The organism is Lysinibacillus sp. FW301-JW8, from assembly GCF_058788755.1.
This window is the reverse complement of record NZ_JBYTBB010000007.1, coordinates 62,642-78,731: the sequence shown is the minus strand read 5'-3', so window position 1 is coordinate 78,731 and position 16,090 is coordinate 62,642. Positions and strand designations below refer to the sequence as shown.

General features: G+C 36.0%; 18 protein-coding genes. 8 read left to right on the top strand and 10 right to left on the bottom strand.

The window, feature by feature from the left end; genetic code table 11:
* Positions 1–94: 94 nt before the first annotated feature.
* The 3 genes from AC3WOM_RS04855 to AC3WOM_RS04845 all read left to right on the top strand — a co-directional run bounded on the left by AC3WOM_RS04855 (position 95) and on the right by AC3WOM_RS04845 (position 1,922).
* Positions 95–226, top strand: a complete 132-nt coding sequence (locus tag AC3WOM_RS04855) for a hypothetical protein (protein ID WP_427546197.1) — start codon at positions 95–97, stop codon at positions 224–226.
* A 109-nt stretch (positions 227–335) separates the two neighbouring features.
* On the top strand, positions 336–1,385 hold the full coding sequence (locus tag AC3WOM_RS04850; RefSeq protein WP_492445318.1) for an Ig-like domain-containing protein: 1,050 nt from the start codon (positions 336–338) through the stop codon (positions 1,383–1,385).
* A gap of 234 nt (positions 1,386–1,619) precedes the next feature.
* Positions 1,620–1,922, top strand: coding sequence for a tyrosine-type recombinase/integrase (locus tag AC3WOM_RS04845; RefSeq protein WP_492445316.1), 303 nt, complete (start codon positions 1,620–1,622; stop codon positions 1,920–1,922).
* Positions 1,923–1,994: 72 nt separating this feature from the next.
* Here the strand turns inward: AC3WOM_RS04845 and deoD are convergent, their stop codons facing one another.
* Entirely contained in the window at positions 1,995–2,702 is a 708-nt protein-coding gene (gene deoD, locus AC3WOM_RS04840; RefSeq protein ID WP_427546191.1) for a purine-nucleoside phosphorylase, read from the bottom strand.
* A gap of 94 nt (positions 2,703–2,796) precedes the next feature.
* On the bottom strand, positions 2,797–3,015 hold the full coding sequence (locus AC3WOM_RS04835; RefSeq protein ID WP_427546189.1) for a YozE family protein: 219 nt from the start codon (positions 3,013–3,015) through the stop codon (positions 2,797–2,799).
* Positions 3,016–3,275: 260 nt separating this feature from the next.
* Between AC3WOM_RS04835 and AC3WOM_RS04830 the strand changes: the two genes are divergently transcribed.
* A complete protein-coding gene (locus tag AC3WOM_RS04830; protein WP_492445313.1) occupies positions 3,276–5,117 on the top strand; it encodes a methyl-accepting chemotaxis protein in 1,842 nt (613 codons plus the stop codon).
* 86 nt (positions 5,118–5,203) lie between these two features.
* Here the strand turns inward: AC3WOM_RS04830 and msrB are convergent, their stop codons facing one another.
* The 5 genes from msrB to AC3WOM_RS04805 all read right to left on the bottom strand — a co-directional run bounded on the left by msrB (position 5,204) and on the right by AC3WOM_RS04805 (position 8,709).
* A complete protein-coding gene (gene msrB / locus AC3WOM_RS04825; protein WP_427546185.1) occupies positions 5,204–5,632 on the bottom strand; it encodes a peptide-methionine (R)-S-oxide reductase MsrB in 429 nt (142 codons plus the stop codon).
* On the bottom strand, positions 5,629–6,159 hold the full coding sequence (gene msrA, locus AC3WOM_RS04820) for a peptide-methionine (S)-S-oxide reductase MsrA (RefSeq protein WP_427546183.1): 531 nt from the start codon (positions 6,157–6,159) through the stop codon (positions 5,629–5,631). The genes msrB and msrA overlap by 4 nt, the downstream gene beginning before the upstream one ends.
* A gap of 12 nt (positions 6,160–6,171) precedes the next feature.
* Positions 6,172–6,753: a YpmS family protein gene (locus AC3WOM_RS04815; protein ID WP_286926659.1), complete on the bottom strand. Its 582-nt coding sequence runs from the start codon at positions 6,751–6,753 to the stop codon at positions 6,172–6,174.
* Between the two features lie 4 nt (positions 6,754–6,757).
* Positions 6,758–7,708, bottom strand: coding sequence for a GDSL-type esterase/lipase family protein (locus AC3WOM_RS04810; protein WP_427546181.1), 951 nt, complete (start codon positions 7,706–7,708; stop codon positions 6,758–6,760).
* Between the two features lie 158 nt (positions 7,709–7,866).
* Complete coding sequence (locus AC3WOM_RS04805) at positions 7,867–8,709, bottom strand: DegV family protein (RefSeq protein WP_492445309.1); 843 nt, start codon at positions 8,707–8,709, stop codon at positions 7,867–7,869.
* A 274-nt stretch (positions 8,710–8,983) separates the two neighbouring features.
* Here AC3WOM_RS04805 and trhA point away from each other — a divergent pair, with 274 nt between their 5' ends.
* Complete coding sequence (gene trhA / locus AC3WOM_RS04800; RefSeq protein ID WP_427546177.1) at positions 8,984–9,619, top strand: PAQR family membrane homeostasis protein TrhA; 636 nt, start codon at positions 8,984–8,986, stop codon at positions 9,617–9,619.
* Positions 9,620–9,781: 162 nt separating this feature from the next.
* Here the strand turns inward: trhA and AC3WOM_RS04795 are convergent, their stop codons facing one another.
* Positions 9,782–10,198: a hypothetical protein gene (locus AC3WOM_RS04795; RefSeq protein ID WP_492445307.1), complete on the bottom strand. Its 417-nt coding sequence runs from the start codon at positions 10,196–10,198 to the stop codon at positions 9,782–9,784.
* 192 nt (positions 10,199–10,390) lie between these two features.
* Positions 10,391–10,870: a dihydrofolate reductase gene (locus AC3WOM_RS04790; RefSeq protein ID WP_427546173.1), complete on the bottom strand. Its 480-nt coding sequence runs from the start codon at positions 10,868–10,870 to the stop codon at positions 10,391–10,393.
* A gap of 174 nt (positions 10,871–11,044) precedes the next feature.
* On the opposite strand from AC3WOM_RS04790, the gene AC3WOM_RS04785 reads away from it, so the two are divergent.
* The 3 genes from AC3WOM_RS04785 (at position 11,045) to AC3WOM_RS04775 (ending at position 13,878) form a co-directional block, all read left to right on the top strand.
* Positions 11,045–11,968, top strand: a complete 924-nt coding sequence (locus tag AC3WOM_RS04785) for an alpha/beta hydrolase (protein ID WP_492445305.1) — start codon at positions 11,045–11,047, stop codon at positions 11,966–11,968.
* A 62-nt stretch (positions 11,969–12,030) separates the two neighbouring features.
* A complete protein-coding gene (locus AC3WOM_RS04780) occupies positions 12,031–13,227 on the top strand; it encodes a class I SAM-dependent rRNA methyltransferase (RefSeq protein WP_427546169.1) in 1,197 nt (398 codons plus the stop codon).
* A 108-nt stretch (positions 13,228–13,335) separates the two neighbouring features.
* Positions 13,336–13,878, top strand: a complete 543-nt coding sequence (locus AC3WOM_RS04775; RefSeq protein ID WP_427546167.1) for a GNAT family N-acetyltransferase — start codon at positions 13,336–13,338, stop codon at positions 13,876–13,878.
* A gap of 74 nt (positions 13,879–13,952) precedes the next feature.
* Here AC3WOM_RS04775 and AC3WOM_RS04770 read toward each other — a convergent pair whose 3' ends face one another.
* Complete coding sequence (locus AC3WOM_RS04770; protein ID WP_492445379.1) at positions 13,953–15,941, bottom strand: S9 family peptidase; 1,989 nt, start codon at positions 15,939–15,941, stop codon at positions 13,953–13,955.
* Between the last annotated feature and the right edge of the window lie 149 nt (positions 15,942–16,090).

Sequence of the window (16,090 nt, the reverse complement as noted above, 5' to 3'; positions counted from 1 at the left end):
CTATACGCCCCTACAAATACGGCTCTTTTGATATTTCAAGCAAATTTCAATATTATTAATGTTGGAGATAAAAAACATAAAAGAGGATAATTAAATGAACAGATTAGAACAAACAACCCAAGAATTACTGGAAGCTGGTTATACAATCGAGGAAATTAAAGCAGCCTTTGAGGAAGTCATTGAACAAGCTAAACAGTCCAATACAGTACGTGGAACAGATAACTAACAATGTTGTCTGTTTTTTATTATGGTAAATAAGTATAGATATGGTTAAAGTTGTTATTATAGGTTATTTAAAGTAATGACCTTCAACAATTTTAAAGGAGGCTACATAAATGATTAATTTTTTTAAAAGAGGTTTTATTTTTCTAGCATTAACGTTATTAGTACTAGTTAGTATTAGTGTTGAAAATGCATCTGCAGCAGATATTGTTGATTATGAAGAAGGCATGACAAATTTAAATAATACTCCTGAAAATAGTGCGAAAATCGGAGATCTGTTACTTAAACCTGAAAAAGGATGGAAAAGATATGATGATAGCAACCCCAATATAAATTATATTGGATGGTGGAGTATAGCTTCTGTCTATGGTGATTACAATAAAACTCAAAGCTATACTACTTACGGAACTCAAGCTGCTAAAGATTCTTACTATAGCTTTAACTTTAAAGGAACGAAATTTAGAATTATCTCTCCACAATGGGCGACTTCTTCATCACAAATAGAAGTTACAATAGATGGGGATATCATTGAAACTTATTCTGCTTATAGCACTAAACAACAAAGACTAACTTTAATCTATGAAAAACTTGGTCTAGAAGATAAAATACATGAAGTAACTATTAAAAGTAAAAGTACTGGTCATATAGTAGCAGACGCTATTGATATAGATGAAGGCGGATATATTGTAAAAAATCCTTCAATAGAATCTATTACATTAGACAGAAACACATTAGAGCTAATAGAAAACAGCCAAGATAAATTAACAGCTACAGTTTCTCCAGATACAGCAAAAATAATTTGGACAAGTAGTGATGAATCTATTGCAACTGTAGATCAGAATGGGAATGTAACTGCTATTCGTGAAGGTCAAGCAATTATTACAGCAACAATAGAAAACACAGATATTTCAGCAACAAGCACGGTTATTGTTAAGAAACCAAATAATGACTTCTCCAGTGCTATTCTAAGCATTACTTTGGTGAATGGTATAACAAAAGAATATGATGTAACGAATGCAGTTTTAAACAATTACTTAAATTGGTTTGATAGTGCACAAGGTACTTCTACTTTCAAATTCTCAAAAACAATTTCACCTTATAAAAAGGTAACTGAATTTGTCGTACACGATAAGATTGCTTCTTTTGAAGTAAGAGAATACTAAACCATAAAAAGCCCTGGTTCAAAAATAATATTGAGTACCAGGGCTTTGGCTTTGTTGTTTTAATCTATTTGTCTAAAGAATATTTTTCAATTGCCTCTGCTGCTGTAGTAGAAGGATTTTCAAATATTATATATCGACTGTATACCTCTTTTAAATTTAAAGACTCACTTAAATCGTCAACTAATTCAAAAACATCTAGTATCTTAACTTGCATCAGGTGAAGCTTGGACACCGATGAAAGATAATGAGGGCAACCCAATAAATCTACTATTTACAAAAACAAATGGTTTCCCTTCACATCCAGATAGTATGTCTGGAAGATGGCGTGAGATTGTAGAACGTTACAATTTACCTAAACTAACATTTCATGGTCTAAGGCACACCTACGCATCTTTTATGATTAGTAAAAATGTAAATTTTAAAATTATTCACGAACAACTTGGAAATGTTAACATTCAAGAAGTGATTAATACCTATAGCCACTTAACTAAGAAAGATAAAGAAAAAGCAACCGACTATTTCAATCCCATTTTATAAAAAATGGTCGATTTTTGGTCGGTTGCTCTTATTTACGGTATTTTATATACGTTGAAAACTCTACTATATCATCTACTCTTGAATAGCAGCCTCTAACGCTACAAGCATCATATCTTTGAAGGTTGTTTGGCGTTCTTCTGAAGTCGTTACCTCACCTGTTAGGATATGGTCACTTACTGTTAGAACAGAAAGAGCTTTACGACCAAATTTTGCTGCTAATGTGTAAAGAGCTGCAGATTCCATTTCAACTGCAAGTACGCCATATTGAGCTAATTTTTCGTTTTGATGCTCATCAGAATAGAACAAATCTGCTGTGAAGATATTTCCTACTTGTAGGTTTAGCCCTGCAGCTTTACCTGCATTATAGGCTTTTAATAGTAGGTCAAAGTCAGCGATTGGTGCGAAGTCAATTGCACCGCCCCAAATGATTTGGTTCATACGTGTATCAGATGTTGCTGCTTGCGCTAAAATCACGTCACGCACTTTCACATCTTTTTGAATTGCACCACAAGTACCTACGCGGATTAATTTTTGAACATCATATTCTTGCATTAATTCTGTTGCATAGATGGAAATAGATGGCACACCCATACCAGTTCCTTGTACAGAAATACGTTTGCCTTTATACGTGCCTGTATAACCAAACATATTGCGTACCTCGTTATAGCAAGTTACATCCTCTAAAAACGTCTCTGCGATGTATTTTGCACGAAGTGGATCTCCTGGAAGTAAAATTGTGTCAGCGATTTCGCCTTTTTTTGCATTAATATGAACACTCATACTGCAATCCCTCTTTTCTGTCAGTTATCACTTTAAATAATACTGTGTTTCTGCTATTTTATCAATGCTAGACGTCTAGCAACTTAAAATAAATTCACCCTTGCTCGACATATAATGCCCACAACTCATCAAATGCTTCAGTAGTAAGGTTATCAGTAGCAAACGATTCAATATACGTTGAAAGCTCTTCAAAATCTGTGCTTTGCTTAGGAAAATTATGTTCATGAAACATCTCCTCTGCAAATCGTACCTTCTGATCTGACCAATCCCCACCACGGAAAGTTAATACATATAAATAAAAGCTCTTGTTCATACTAGAAATTCCCCTTTTTATACTTATCTGCTTTCCGCTAGTTTATCAAAAAATCACATTCCCGTCATAAAAATAGCAATTAAGTATTTTTTCCTACTAAAGCTTTTTCAACTACTTTTTCACACCTTTCGACTTATGTCGTAGAAATTTAATAGGTGTTTTTATCTGAAAAGTGAAAATTTTGCGAAATAACAATAGAAAAATCTAGTAAAATAAGATAAAATTGAAATCGACTATTTGAAAATAGGAAGGTGATGGCGATGAAAAACTCACAAAAATCCAGTAACTCTGCGAAAAAACGCCCGTCTCTCTTTAAAACTAGCTTTTCCGCTAAAGAGAATGCAATTGATTTAGAGGATAGTAGGCATAATCTCCCTCCTATTAAAGAAAAACGACAACGTTTTTATCATTTAATACGGGGTAAAGTGCTTATTATATTTACACTTTTAATTCTTATTAACGGAATAATGGGTATTTTGTCTTATGTCGATATACGGAATCTTCAACGTCAGATGGATGATTTTACTGAGAAAAATGTCCAAGAACAATTAACTGTTAATCAGCTTGCATATGAAATTGCAAAACTCACAAATTTAGAGCAAACATATTTAATTACTGGCAATGGCGCTTATTCCACTTCATACCACATGAAAATAGATTCGATCAATAAAAAAATCAGCGAATTACAAAAACAGTTTTCAGATCGAGAGCTTGAGCTTGGCCATATGCAGGCAATTGGTCAATATTATAAAAATTACCTCGATTACTCTGAAAAAGTCATGACAATGCGTGATGAGTTTGGGCTTGAACAGGCTCGAAAGCTGATGATGGGTGCTGTTGGGGAAACAATGAAGACACATATTGATAAAAATATCGAATCCATCAATACAGTAATGGATGAAGCAAATAAAACTAAATTAAATAAGTTGAACCAGCAAGTCAATATCTCTATTGTTTCTTTCTTTATCATTTCAATAATCGGCTTTATCGCCATCATTATATTTGGTTATATGTTATTTAAATCATTAAAAAATAATACACAAGCAATTAACGATTCTATTCTGGATATCGCACAGGCTGGCGGTGATCTGACAAGACGCGTTAAAGTACGTAATCATGATGAGTTTTCAACGATTGCCACTTCCACCAATACTTTAATAGAGTCCATTTCAAATCTCATAAAACGTGTCAGTGAGCTTGCTGATCATGTTTCCAGCAGCAGTCAGGAATTAATGTCATTAGCGGATGAAAATGCACGTACTATTCAGGATATTGCTGATGCAACAGCTGATATTGCAAGCGATAGTGACAATACAATTTCCAGCATGAATAGCGCCCAACAAAAAATGAGTGACCTTGAGCATTCTATGCACCATTTAAATGAACAGGCCAATGCTGTTCAACGTGCATCCTTAGCTATGCAGCACGCAGCTGATGATGGCAGTCGCTCAGTTGAGCAATCCTCGCTAGTGATGCAGGCAATTGAAGAAACAATGGCCACGACAACAACTACGGTGGAAGCACTTGGACAAAAATCAGCTGACATAACATCAATCATTAGTACGATTACCGCTATATCCGAACAGACTAATTTACTGGCACTAAATGCCGCAATTGAAGCTGCACGCGCTGGTGAGCATGGACAAGGCTTTGCAGTTGTAGCTGATGAAGTTCGTAAGTTAGCTGAGCAATCTCAAAATGCTGCGAAGGAAGTTACAACAATCGTAACGTCCATTCAGGATGAAGTATCCTCTATTATTACCCAAAACTATGAGGGGGTAACTTCAGTAATTCGTGGAGTAGAAGTAACTAATGAAACGAATCAATCATTAGCCAATATTTTATCGCATACACAGGAAACTACATCCATTATTACAGCTATGGCGGAAAAAATTTCATTAACCCTTGAGTATAGTAATGCCGTAGCAAATGATTTTATTCATGTTAATGCGTATGCTGAACAATCCGCTGCTAATACAGTCACTTCCGCTGCAGCAGCAACACAAGGCTCCGCTTCTATGCAAGAAATTAATGCTGCTGCCGTAGAACTAGCCCAACAAGCAGATAATCTTCGTAGTTTAGTGAGTGAATTTAAAGTTTAATTACCTGAACTAACGGGGCGATAGTTTTAACTGACACAACGAACACAAAAAACTCCCAGCACAAAATTTTATGCTAGGAGTTTTCTTTATTTAAACAATGAAAGGTATTCAGTGTAGCCTTCCTTTTCTAAATCCTCTTTTGGTACAAAGCGTAACGATGCTGAGTTAATGCAATAACGTAAGCCACCAAGCTCTGTTGGTCCATCAGGGAAGACATGCCCTAAATGTGAATCAGCGTTCTTACTGCGAACCTCCACTCGACGCATTCCATGAGAACTATCAAAATGTTCGGTTACTTCCTCTTTTTCAATTGGCTTTGCAAATGCTGGCCAACCACATCCTGAATCGAATTTATCAAGGGAGCTAAATAACGGCTTCCCTGAAACGATATCGACATAAATGCCCTCTTCAAAGTGTTGATCGTATTCATTGCGGAATGGTGGCTCTGTTCCACTTTCTTGTGTTACATAATATTGCATGTCAGTTAGTTCTTTTAATCGTTGTTCTTTATTCATTTTTTTCGCCCCCAGTGTTGCTCCTGAAACGCTTTGCGACCAGAACCAATCGAATAACGCTCGTAGTGCATTGGATTTTTCTTATAATAATATTGATGATAATCCTCAGCTGGATAAAATGTCCTTGCTGGTAAGATTTTCACTGCAATCGGCTTGTCAAATTTACCAGATGCCTCTAAATCTGCTTTAGAACGTTCTGCTAATTCACGTTGTTCCTCATTATGATAAAAAATTGCAGTCGTGTAGGACTCCCCACGATCATAAAATTGACCACCAACATCTGTTGGATCAATTAATGTCCAAAATGTCGCCAATAATTGCTCATAAGAATAGAGATCATCCTCAAACGTAATTTGTACCGCTTCCACATGTCCTGTTGTTTCAGAGCATACTTGTTCATACGTAGGATTCATAACATGTCCACCCGTATAGCCAGAAATCACTGATTCAATGCCAGGTGTTTCGTCAAAGGGCTTGACCATACACCAAAAACAACCACCTGCAAATGTTGCGTATTGCTTTGCCATTCATGTCACTCCTTATTCACCAGGAACAATAATTTCCAATAAAATTTTATCTTTCGGTAAATTTAACTCTTTTGCTCGAATGCGAGACCCAGAAGCTATATTAATACGTGATAAATCAATATAAATTTCTGCCTTATTTGGATTTACCGTAATCCAAGAAGGAAATTCCACCGAGTCACGCATAATTTTCATAGTCGTCTCAGGTGGAATATTCAACAGTCCTACATTCATACCTGTTTGCTTTAGAATGATGTTTCCTTTGTCATCGACGATGGGATCAAAATTCATAGTGATTGGTATTTCTGTATAAAAAACCGTCAGCTTACTTCTTAGCTGAATATCATCACCAATCGTAAAATCCAAGGGCAGAGGCGATCCTTTTGCCGCATCCTTTAAATATTTCTTTGATATCGATTCTAACTCCTTCGTTGTTGTTTGAACAACAAGGACATTCCCTTTTACTTCACTTTCACCTTCTGAACTCTTTGCTACAATTACTCCATCAACAGGTTTTGTTGCTAAATACACGACGAGGAGGATTGCAAACAGCACTGTGCCTGCTAAGGCGAAAAATGCGATTTTCCATTTATTCATTTTGTCACTCCCCGAAGCCTATTTCCTTGTTAATTTTTTGTTCCATTTCACACTGCTCCATTGCTGCTAGTATTCGCTCCGTCATTTTTTCATAACCTTTTGCGTTTGGATGAAAGAAATCGGTATGGTATACGAGCTCTTTGTTTGAATCAAATAAATCCTCTACAGAGATATAGCATGCATTCGTATCCTCACTTGCGATGTCTTTAATGACATTATTCCACTCCGTGATAATTGTATCAAATTCATTGGCCTCATTTGTCACGATAGAGAATGGATTATAAAAACCAATCAGCAATAATGGCACCGTTGGGTTTTTCGCACGAATGCCAGCTACGATTTTACTATAACGTTCCTTATACGCCAGCAATTCTTTATCGAAAGCATCCCTTTTCAAGTTAAACAAATCCTGTCTAACTACCTTCATGACATCATTTCCGCCCATGGTTACTGAAATAAGCTGTGCATTTTGCAACTCTTCATCATAATGCCCTTTTTTCACTAATTTTAATAGCTGATCACTGCGTCTTCCCCTTTTCCCCCGATTGTCGACCTCTACATCAGAAATTGAGGGCCAAGCTAGCAATGAATCTTTTAATCTGCCTACAAAACCGTCTTGACTATACTCATCACCGACACCATCTGTTAATGAATCTCCCAGTGCCAAGTAATGTAGTTGCTTTGCGTTTTCATTATCAATTTTCCGTAAATCCTCTGGTGATGGCTCAAAAAAATGCTCAAAAATTTGCGTCAACATATTCTTAGAGGTTTTTCCCTCATCTTCTGTTTGTTGCTCATCCTGTTTCATATCTTGCTCCGTCCCTGCTTGCTCACCTTCAGGTTCTGCTTGCGGATTCGGTTCATCTATTGATATAGCACAACCACTTAGTACTAAGACGGTCAAACATGACAAAATAAATATTCGCCAAATGCCCATTTGACCACCTTCCATCATTTGCTGTTTCTTCTATTATAGAATAGTTCATACCGCAAAGAAAAGTGACGATACCTAGGTATTCCATAAAAAAATAAGTGTTTTTACTGTAATGTCTACTTTTCCAGCATTATGAAAATAAAAAGCCACTACAATACTTATGTAGCAGCTCATATCTATTATTCTGCAAAATAAATAAAACCAATTGCGCCTGGGCCAGTATGTGTTGAGATAATAGGTGAGGTAAAGGCAATTTCTACGTCATTGAAGCCTGTTCCTTCAATAAACGCTTTTAATGGTTCACCCATAGTTGTTAGCCCATCAGCATGAGAGATTCCTACTGCCTTTACGGTTTTACCAGCAGTATCAGCTTGAAATTGTTTAAATAAGTAATTTACAACCTGTTTATGACTTCTTACCTTAGAAACAGGGTTGTATACCCCGCCCTCTAAATTTGCAATTACTTTAATATTGAGTAATGATCCAATAAAGCCTGTTCCTTTTCCAATTCGTCCGCCTTTAATTAAGTTTTCCAGTGTGTCGACTATTACATATAAATAAGTATTTTCACGCACTTTTTCTAGACGAGTCACAATTTCCTCGACAGTAGCACCTGCATTACGCATTTTAATTGTCTCACGTAATTGAATGGCTAGTCCAATTGCAATAAAGCGTGAATCAATTACTGTGACATCTGCATCTGTCATTTGTGCTGCCTGACGAGCTGATTCAACTGTCCCACTCATACCACCGGTCATATGAATGGAAATGATTTGATCCCCATTTTGTCCTAACTCATCGTACAATTCTTTAAACTTCCCTGGTGCAGGCTGGGAGCTTTTTGGTAAATTTTTAGCATTTTTCATTAAACCTAAAAAAGACTGTGGCTCTAAGTCAACACCATCTATATATGTTTGCCCATCAATTTGAATCGTTAAAGGCACAATATGTATCCCATGCTGTGCTACTTCTTCCTTTGTTAAATCACAAGTTGAGTCCGTTACAATATGAATTCGTCCCACTTCGACACATCCTTTTACTTCATTAAAATTTATTATATAGACTAATGAAACATTATGTAAACATGACATTTGTCATTAGGTATCATACGATGGTATTTATTTTGAAAACGCTACCTTTGCTACTATAGCGCTTTGTCGAATACTTGTCTAACAATGTCCTTCATGGATTTAGACAATTATATGACACTTTTGATACTGAAAATATGACAAATGTAAATAGTAGGATGAAAATTATTGGGGTATAGTAAAAATATGAACGAAAGGAGTGTTTAAAATGATGGATTCATTTGACTATAAAACATGGAGAGAAGAATTGTGGAATGCCATTACACATGGTATTGGATTTATCGCGAGTATTCCAGCACTAATTGTTCTTATTTTAGCTGCTGTACAAACAGGTGGAGCGCTTCAAATTACAACTTTTAGTATTTTTGGTGCCTCTGTTATCATTTTATTTTTAATGTCAACACTGCTTCATAGTATGCCTGAAAAATACAAGTACTTCTTTTCTATACTTGATCATTCTTCTATTTATATTTTAATTGCAGGAACCTATACACCTTTTCTTTTAATTGCGATTGGCGGCACATTAGGCATTACTTTATTATGTATTATTTGGTCCCTTGCCCTATTAGGCGTTATGTTTAAATGCTTCTTTATTAATCGCTTTGAAATACTTTCTTTAATCTTTTATATCGGTATGGGCTGGTTGATTATTTTTGCAATAAAGCCCATCTACCTATACTTAGGATTTAATGGCTTTGCTTTACTGTTAGCAGGTGGGCTTTTCTATACAATTGGTGCCATTTTTTACGCTTGGCGCTCCCTTCCCTACAACCATACAATCTGGCATTTATTTGTATTAGCTGGCTGTGGATCAATGTATGCTTGTGTTTATTTTTACTTATAAATATTCAACATGAAAATCGCTCTTTTTTGATAAAGGAGCGATTTTTCACGTTAATGTGTATTAGATTGTCCAAATTTGTTCATCTATTTATATCGGAGCACCATCCGTATGATACTCTAAATCATTGTAATTCAATAGCATCATTCTGTCCTTTATCTAATATTATACATTCATGATGTATTTTGAGATTTGCTGTTCTTTTTCCTTTTGACCAGCTATACCAGTTTTAAGAAGTTTCTGATGGTTCTGTGTATCTTCAAATGATTTTAACAATTGATTTGCTAATTTTTGCGTAATCATATCTTTTATATCGCCAGAAGACACTTCTTTTTCTTCCTTCTTTGATAATTTCACTTCTCTAATAATTATTTTTTCCCCATTTTCTTTCGTTACTATATGGCGTATATAACCATTTTCTTTTTTTATTTCATATGTTGCTTTCTTTTTATTGTTTCTAAGAAATAAATCATCCGATAACCTATTAGATCCATCTTTTTTTAATACACTAAAATAACTACTGCTCCCTAATTGAACATTCAGAACATTCATCCCCCAATCTTTAAAACACCCAATTTTCATATATTTTATATCGTCATCAAAATTTATATTTAGATAATTCTTTTTTCACAAAAACAAGGTTCATTCTTTTAATCAATACTTATGAGCCTCTTCGATTGTAGATATATTTTGTAACTCAATTTGGTTCAATGAATTCACCCGCTATTGCCCAAATCAATATTTTTACTGGAATCTCCCTATTCAGCATATTTCCTATTTTTTACGTTCAAAAATCTGATATTCGAATGTATAACCTTCTGGTGCCGTTTCTGGCTTTTCTGAGGATATTTGTACAAAATCCTGTTCATATTTTGGGAAATAGGTATCCCCATTAAAGGAATGATTAATTTGTGTAATATACAAACGGTCAGCGATAGCCATCGACAGGCGGAAAATTTGTTCGCCCCCTATAATCATAATTTCAGGAACATCTCCAGCAAGGTCGAGGGCATCCTCTAAACTTATCGCTGTTTCAATCCCTTCTGCATGATAGCTTTCGTCACGAGAAATCACGATATTACGACGCCCAGGTAATGGTCTGCCAATCGATTCAAATGTTTTACGTCCCATTATCATAGGCTTGCCCATCGTTTTGTTTTTAAAATATTGTAAATCTCCTGGTAAATGCCATGGCATACCATTTTCATAACCAATCACATAATTAATATCATGTGCCACAATTAAAGAAATCATATTGTCCCTCCAAATACTTTCATTCATCTTATTATAATCAAATTTTACCGTGACCATTAGCATTTTTCTGCTCATTCATAAAATAATCTTCTTTTTCGACACTAAATCCTAGTAATTTTATAAGAATAGTTTATAATGATGTTATCGAATATAAAAAAAGGATGGATGAGATGGATGATGATGACAAAACTAACAAATGAGGCGATTCACTATATTGAAGCTAATGATTCTTCTATTCCATATTATAATTTAACACCTGCTGAGGCTCGTGCTATTCGAACAGTGCCAAAATGGGAGTCGGCACATGCTCCTCAGCTTTCTTCTATTACGGATAGAAAAATAACTGTACGAGATGGCGCAAAAATAAATGTTCGTATTTATAAACCTACTTTTGACAAAATACTCCCTGTCGTTGTCTATTATCATGGAGGTGGTTGGGTATTTGGCAATTTAGAATCTTCTGATGCGGGGTGCCAGCTATTGGCAGAAAAGGCTCAGGCAATTGTTGTGTCAGTTGATTATCGTTTAGCGCCAGAGTACCCATTCCCTGTTCCGCTTCACGATGCCTATGACAGTTTAGTATGGGTTTACGAAAACATTCAGCAATTTGGTGGGGATGCAACAAGTTTAAGCGTAGCTGGTGATAGTGCAGGTGGAAACTTAGCAACGGTTGTTGCCTATCTAGCTTCCACATTAAATGGTCCAGCAATTCAGGCACAGGCACTTATTTATCCAGTCGTGAATGTAGATTTTACAACAGCATCTTACAATGCTTATGGAGAACACTACGGTTTAGACAAACTAGGGATGCAATGGTTTGCAGGACTTTACACAGATGGACAAAACTTTAAAGATCCACTTGTTTCGCCACTTCAGATTGAGGATGTAAGTGTTTTGCCAAAAACAATTATTATTGCCGCAGAAGCAGACGTTCTCTATGATGAAGGTCTTGCTTATGCACAAAAACTTACTGACGCAGGCGTAACCGTTGAGCATATCAACATGACTGGATTAATCCATAGCTATTTTAGCAAAATGAACTTTTTTGAAGAGGCAACAATACAAACAGCTGAAAAAATTGCTAATTTTGTGAAATAAGTTTGTCTATCACCATAAAAGAGTGCGATAATAGAGCAAAATGCTTTTTAAAGGATGACAACATGACACAAATGATTGTTTTACAAATTAAAAATCCCTTTGCGGATCAATTAAAAAAAGGCTATCCTCTTATTTCAAAGGATGCTGTTGACGCGGGTCAGCTTCCTAAAGAAGAAGGTTCCCTATTAAGACTGCTGGATAGCCATCAACGTTTTCTTGGCATAGGATACTATGGTGTACAAAATAAAGGCATTGGTTGGGTGCTAACAACTGATGCTAACGAAAAAATAGACAAAGCTTTTTTTATTAAAAAATTTACCAAGGCATTGGCAAATCGTCAGACCTTCTTTGACAATTCTAATACAACAGCATTTCGTATTTTTAATGGTGAGGGCGATGGCATAGGTGGTATCACCATTGACTATTTTGATTCTTACTTTCTAGTGAGCTGGTATAGTGCAGGGATCTATTTATGGAAGGATATGATATACGAAGCACTTGCTGAGACGGTAAGCTATGCAGCCATTTATGAGAAAAAGCGATTTGATCTTAAAGGGCAATATATGGAACAGGACGATTTCGTTATGGGAACGCCTGGCGAATTTCCAATCATTATTTTGGAAAATGGCATGAGCTATGCTGTTCATTTAAACGATGGAGCAATGACAGGTATTTTCCTCGATCAACGAGAAATAAGGCTTGCGATTCGTGAACGTTACGCAGACCATAGGAACATGCTCAATACGTTCTCCTATACTGGCGCATTTTCTGTTGCGGCAGCACTCGGAGGAGCAATCAAAACGACAAGTGTTGATGTAGCAAAACGTAGTCTAGCCAAAACAATTGAACAATTTAGTGTCAATCAAATTGACTATGAAACGCAGGATATTAAAGTCATGGATGTCTTTAACTATTTTAAATATGCACAGCGCCATCAATTAAAATACGATCTTATTGTTTTAGATCCTCCTAGCTTTGCACGGACGAAGGAAAGAACATTTTCAACAGCGAAAGACTATCCAAAATTGCTAATTGATACGATAGCCATCACAGAGAAAAATGGTATCATCGTTGCTTCAACCAATAATGCAAGCTTTGGAATGAAAAAGTTTAAAAGCTTTATTGATCAGGCCTTTAAGGAAACCCGTACACGCTATAAAATTGTTGAAGAATACAGCTTGCCGAAGGATTTCCGTGTACCACGTGAATATCCTGAATTTAATTACTTAAAGGTAGTTTTTATTAAGAAACTGGACTAAATGTAATGAGACAGAATCACTTTCCTATGATTCTGTCTTTTTGTTCGGATAAAATTCTCGTTTATTATATAATGTACTTACAAATTATAGGTAATGGGAGCTGATTGAATGGCGTATAGTCGTGAAAAGTTAATGATTACAACTGAAAGACTAGTCCTTAGATTATTTCAAGCATCAGACGCAGAAGCGGTGACACAGCTTTGCAATAATTATAATATTTATAAAAGTACATTGTACCTGCCCTATCCGTATAGTTTGAATGATGCGTTGTCATGGATAGAACGCCATTACGATCATTTTATGGAGGATATTTCGTACGAATTTGCAGTAACTGATAAAGAAACTGGAGAATTATATGGAGCAATAGCATTATCGAATAACAAACGTTTTAATCAAGGAGAAATTGCTTATTGGATTGGTGAGCAATACTGGGGAAAAGGCTATGCAACAGAGGCAGCGCAGTCGATTGTCCAATATGCTTTTGAAGAAAAGAAACTGCACAAAGTGTTTGCTCGATTTTTTTCATCGAACCCTGCTTCTGGAAAAGTAATGAAGAAAATTGGTATGACACAGGAAGGAATATTAAAGGATCATATTATAAAAGACGGTAAATACGAGGATTTAGTATTTTATGGAATTATTAATCAATAGTTTAGTAATTTTGTTCTTTAAAAAAGTGGCCTAAGAAGCTTTTTTAGCCCTTAAGCCACCACCCTCTATGATTCTTATAGGTATTTGACAAACCAATCTCTAATATATTCTAATCTCTTTATTCTTAACGTTGGTTTTCCGCTCCTTGAAAGTTCATGGTTAGATTCTGGGAAGCGAATAAATTTTGTGTCTTTTTTACGATGCTTTAAGGCGATAAACAATTGCTCTGCCTGTTCTATCGGGCAGCGATAGTCTTTTTCACTGTGTAAAATTAACAGTGGAGTCTGCACATTTTCCACATATTTCAGCGGTGAATGATGCCATAGCTTTTCAATATCTTCTAGTCCCGCTTGGATTTGCCAGTCTGTAAAGTAATAGCCAATATCACTTACACCATAAAAGCTAATCCAGTTGGAGATGGAACGTTGCGTAATGGCCGCTTTAAAACGGTTCGTATGACCAACAATCCAGTTTGTCATAAAGCCCCCATAACTTCCGCCTGTAACACCGAGTCGGTTTTGATCAATGTAATCATAATGCTCCAATGCGTAATCAACAGCGGCCATTAAATCATTATAATCATTGCCACCATAATCACCACGGACAGCATCCACAAATTTTTGACCATATCCATGGCTTCCGCGAGGATTCGTATACAGTACCGCAAAACCTTGTGCAGCAAGAATTTGGAATTCGTTAAAATAGGTGTTGGCATACATTGCGTGCGGACCGCCATGGATTTCAAGTATAAGTGGATATTTTTCCCCTTCCTCATATCCGACGGGCTTCATTATCCAGCCGTTTACCTTCCAGCCATCTGCCCCTTCATATTCAATGGCTTCTGGAACAGATAATTTTCTCGACTTTAAAAACTCTTCATTAACTTTAGTGAGCTGTTCCTTTTCACCAGTTTGTAAATTAACGTAAAATAAATCACCAGGATTTGTTGTCGTGCTGATGGCAACGACTGCTTTATCATTTTGTGAATCAAGTGAAAAACCATAGACATACTGATCGTCATGAATTGCTGGATATATTTCACCAGCAGTATTTCCAAAATAAATGGCTGTATTTCCGTGATCTGATACTTGGAAGTAAAAGCTGTGATTATCCTCCATCCATTGGACACGTGGAGCCATGACACCTTGTAGAAAATCTCCGACTACACAATCACCAATAGGGGCGTCAAAATCACTAGTTACACTGGTTAAATTAGTCTGTTCTAAATCATACATCCATAGCTTTGCTTGTGTTGCGTTTTCAAATTCTCTCTCACCTCCAAGAAAAGCGATGAAGCGGCTGTTCGGAGACCATGAAGTTTGGTAGAACATCCCTGTTCCTTCTGTTAGCTTGCGTGTTTGTTTCATTTCTACATCCAATAAGTAAATATCGCTATTGAATGAAAAGTCTACATCCTCTGTTAAATCAGCCATATAAGCCAGATATTTTCCGTTTGGTGACCATGTATCCAAATGGAAATGATGGCTTCCTGTCGTCACTTGTTCCAACTCTCCTAATTCAAGATGAACGATGGCAATGTGAGAATATTGCTCCATATCCAGAAATCCGGCTGCATCTGATTTATGCTTCATGTTGTTTATTTCAAGTGGTTTGAGTTCATTTTCCTCTTTCTTTTCACCTTCGACTTTATCAAAGATGTCTTCATTTTTACCAAGCTTTACAGAGAAGGCAATTTTCTTACCACACGGAGACCATACAGGTGATGTCGCACCGTTTTTACAATTTGTAATTTGTTTGGCCTCTCCACCTGCTTTAGCAAGCACAAAAATTTGTGGCTTACCAGTTCTCGTTGAGACAAACGCAATTTTACTTCCGTCAGTAGACCATACAGGTGAATTCGTTTTATCATCACCGAATGTCCATTGTTGAGGATTTTTTTCATTGAAATTTATATAAAATAAATTAGATACATAATCTTTCTTCTTTTCATCAATATAAGTTTCTACATAAACAACTTCTGTTCCGTCTGGTGATACTTGTGGATCTGATACTGATTTTAATCGATATAAATCTTCTGGTTGAATCCCATGCTTCACTATTATTCGCTCCTTCTTGTTGAAATTCTTACATAGTACTTTATTTCGATACACTAAGGATTTTCCCTGCTTAAAAGAAAAAAATTTTAAACCCATATAATCTTTTATATGTGAAGAAGTATTTTACGATAAGGTGGTTAGTAACAAAGGACCGG